The sequence below is a fragment of the Sodalis-like endosymbiont of Proechinophthirus fluctus genome, assembly GCF_001602625.1.
Lineage (GTDB): Bacteria > Pseudomonadota > Gammaproteobacteria > Enterobacterales > Enterobacteriaceae.
Genome location: NZ_LECR01000031.1, coordinates 1 through 2804, shown reverse-complemented (window position 1 = coordinate 2804; position 2804 = coordinate 1). Strand labels below are relative to the sequence as shown.

At 53.6% G+C, this 2804-nt stretch carries 2 protein-coding genes and 1 pseudogene; all 3 read left to right on the top strand.

The annotated features are described in order from the left end of the window. The coding region (locus BG74_RS10460; protein WP_244267246.1) for a 3'-5' exonuclease at positions 1-718 on the top strand (718 nt) is incomplete at its 5' end. Positions 719-1068: 350 nt separating this feature from the next. Beyond that, positions 1069-2022: a magnesium/cobalt transporter CorA gene (gene corA, locus BG74_RS03695; RefSeq protein ID WP_066596692.1), complete on the top strand. Its 954-nt coding sequence runs from the start codon at positions 1069-1071 to the stop codon at positions 2020-2022. 598 nt (positions 2023-2620) lie between these two features. Beyond that, a pseudogene (locus BG74_RS12795) lies at positions 2621-2804 on the top strand (hypothetical protein); the annotation flags it as partial.

The window sequence follows — 2804 nt, the reverse complement described above, 5'->3', positions numbered from 1 at the left end:
GATTAAAAATTCCGGCCTGTGGAACATGTACAAGCAGGAGAAAGGTGAAAAGGGGCAGGCGCGTATCGAAAACCTGGAAGAGCTTGTCACCGCCACTCGCCAATTCAGCTATAACGATGAAAATCAAGATCTGTTGCCGCTGCAGGCGTTCTTATCTCATGCCGCCCTATATGCTGGCGAGGGGCAGGCTGGCGCCTATCAGGATGCGGTGCAATTGATGACGCTGCATTCCGCCAAAGGGCTAGAGTTTCCCCAAGTGTTCATCGTCGGCATGGAAGAAGGTATGTTCCCCAGCCAAATGTCGATGGACGAAGGAGGGCGACTGGAAGAGGAGCGTCGTTTGGCATACGTTGGCGTTACCCGTGCGATGGAAAAGCTGACCATTACCTATACGGGGACCCGCCGTCTGTACGGTAAAGAGGCCTACCATCGGCCGTCGCGATTTGTCGGCGAACTGCCGCCGTCCTGCGTGGAAGAAGTCCATCTGCGCACAAGCATAACCCGTCCGGCCAGCCAACGCCAACAGCGCTTAGGCGCTCGGCTAAGCGAAAACGACAGCAGTTTCACCATTGGCCAACGAGTGCGTCATCCGAAATTCGGCGAGGGAACGGTGGTGAATCTGGAAGGTATCGGCGAACATAGCCGGCTGCAGATCGCGTTTAAAGGCCAAGGTACTAAATGGCTGGTGGCGGCTTACGCCCGGCTGGAAACCGTTTAACGCCGCGGCGTGCCGCGCTGTTGTACAGAAACTGGCCAAACGGTTTTTTTCACGTATTGACAGTCTTTTTCTTCTCGGCGTAACATGCGCGCACTACTATTATAGGAGAGGGTTACGCGCCTTGGACACCCCCAGTAGATACTGGCTCGATGATCTGTTTATCAGGTACATCCACTAAGGCTGCCTCTAGTGCTGGCCACCTTAGTGGTTGTCAGCGACCTGCATCTAGCGTCGCGCGGAGTCGGATCTTTGACGGTCTGAAACTCGACAGTGACTCCCCCACCCCGTATTTCTGTGATCTTGTGATCTAATGCGTTTCCCGTTTTTTATCATGAAGGAAACGAGGGCGTATGCTTAACGCATTTCAACTGGAAAACCATCGTTTATCGCGTCTTGACTCTGATAAGCTGGGAACCCTACCTGAGGCGGTATGGGTTGATTTAATCGAGCCAGGCGATGATGAGCGCGAACGGGTGCAGCATGAGCTGGGCCAGAGCTTGGCCACACGTCTGGAGTTAGAGGACATCGAAGCATCAGCCCGTTTTTTCGAGGACGAAGACGGGCTGCATATCCACTCTTTTTTCTTTTACGCCGACGCGGAGGATCACGCCGGCAACGCCACCGTGGCGTTTACCATCCGCGACGGCCGGCTTTATACCCTGCGCGAGCGGGAACTGCCGGCGTTTCGCTTGTACCGGATGCGTACCCGCAGCCAGACACTTATTGACGGTAACGCCTATGAGCTCCTGCTGGATTTGTTCGAGACTAAGATCGAACAACTGGCGGACGAAATCGAGAATATCTACAGTGATCTGGAGGCCCTGAGCCTGGTCATCATGGACGGCGGCCATCAGGGCGATGAGTATGATAATGCTCTCTCTACGCTCGCCGATCTGGAGGATGTGGGCTGGAAGGTCAGGCTATGCCTGATGGATACTCAGAGGGCGTTGAATTTTCTAGTGCGTAAAGCGCGGCTGCCGTCGGGTCAGCTGGAGCAGGCAAGGGAGATCCTGCGCGATACCGAATCACTGCTGCCTCATAACGAATCGCTTTTCCAGAAGGTGAACTTCCTGATGCAGGCGGCAATGGGGCTTATTAATATCGAGCAGAACCGCATTATTAAAATATTTTCAGTAGTGTCGGTGGTGTTCCTACCGCCGACCTTGGTCGCCTCCAGCTATGGAATGAACTTCAAGTTTATGCCGGAGTTGAAATGGTCTTTCGGCTACCCTAGCGCCATTATGTTAATGATCTTGGCTGGGCTAGCGCCGTATTTGTACTTCAAACGTAAAAACTGGCTTTAATATTGGCCGATATGAAGAGGGCGACAAGCTTAGTCTCTGGTTCTGAGCTAGTTGAGTTGCTAAAAGCTAAAAGCCGAGCATTGAGAACTGAGAACTCATAGCCTGGAGACTGACGCGTCAGGCTGGGGGTTACCGCTTTAATGGCCTCGGCGCACCATTATTTCCCTTATCCCCAACAAACTTCAACGCGCCCCGTCACCTAGGTAAACCGCCGTTAACCCCTGCTGTCTCAAGGTCCCACCGAGCGTTGAAAATGTCATCAACGCCATTGCGCGGACGAGCAGGGTTCCGCATCGGACGCAGGGTATTTTCCCTGCGCGCCCGCAATGTGATAAAATGGCCACTTACACGTTCTTTTAAACGACCTTAATTCATAAAAGCTTTGCTGGTTTATCTCCAATGGTTGATCCTGCTGGCATGCCCGCTGGCGCTGGGATTTATCCTGCAACATTACTACGTTCCCGCCACACTGCTGCTTTGGATCCATTATGGTCGGTCTTGTGATGGCGTTTTCCGGCGCCTGTATTGCCAAGGTGTTTATCGGCTTCCAGGGCCATACTGCGATGCATGATAGCCGCGCTCCCTCTCGCCTTCCATTTTGTCGGTACTAGTCAGTTATTGGCTACCCGTGGTGTTGACGCTGGCGGGCGACTTTAGCGCCGATGTGCGTCTGGTGGTGTTTATGCAATACTTGCGGGTATTGTTTATTGCCGCCGTGGTGGTAGCGCATATTGCAATGGGTGAGGGGCTGTCGCGCCGGCAGCGCAGTGGCTTATTCCGCT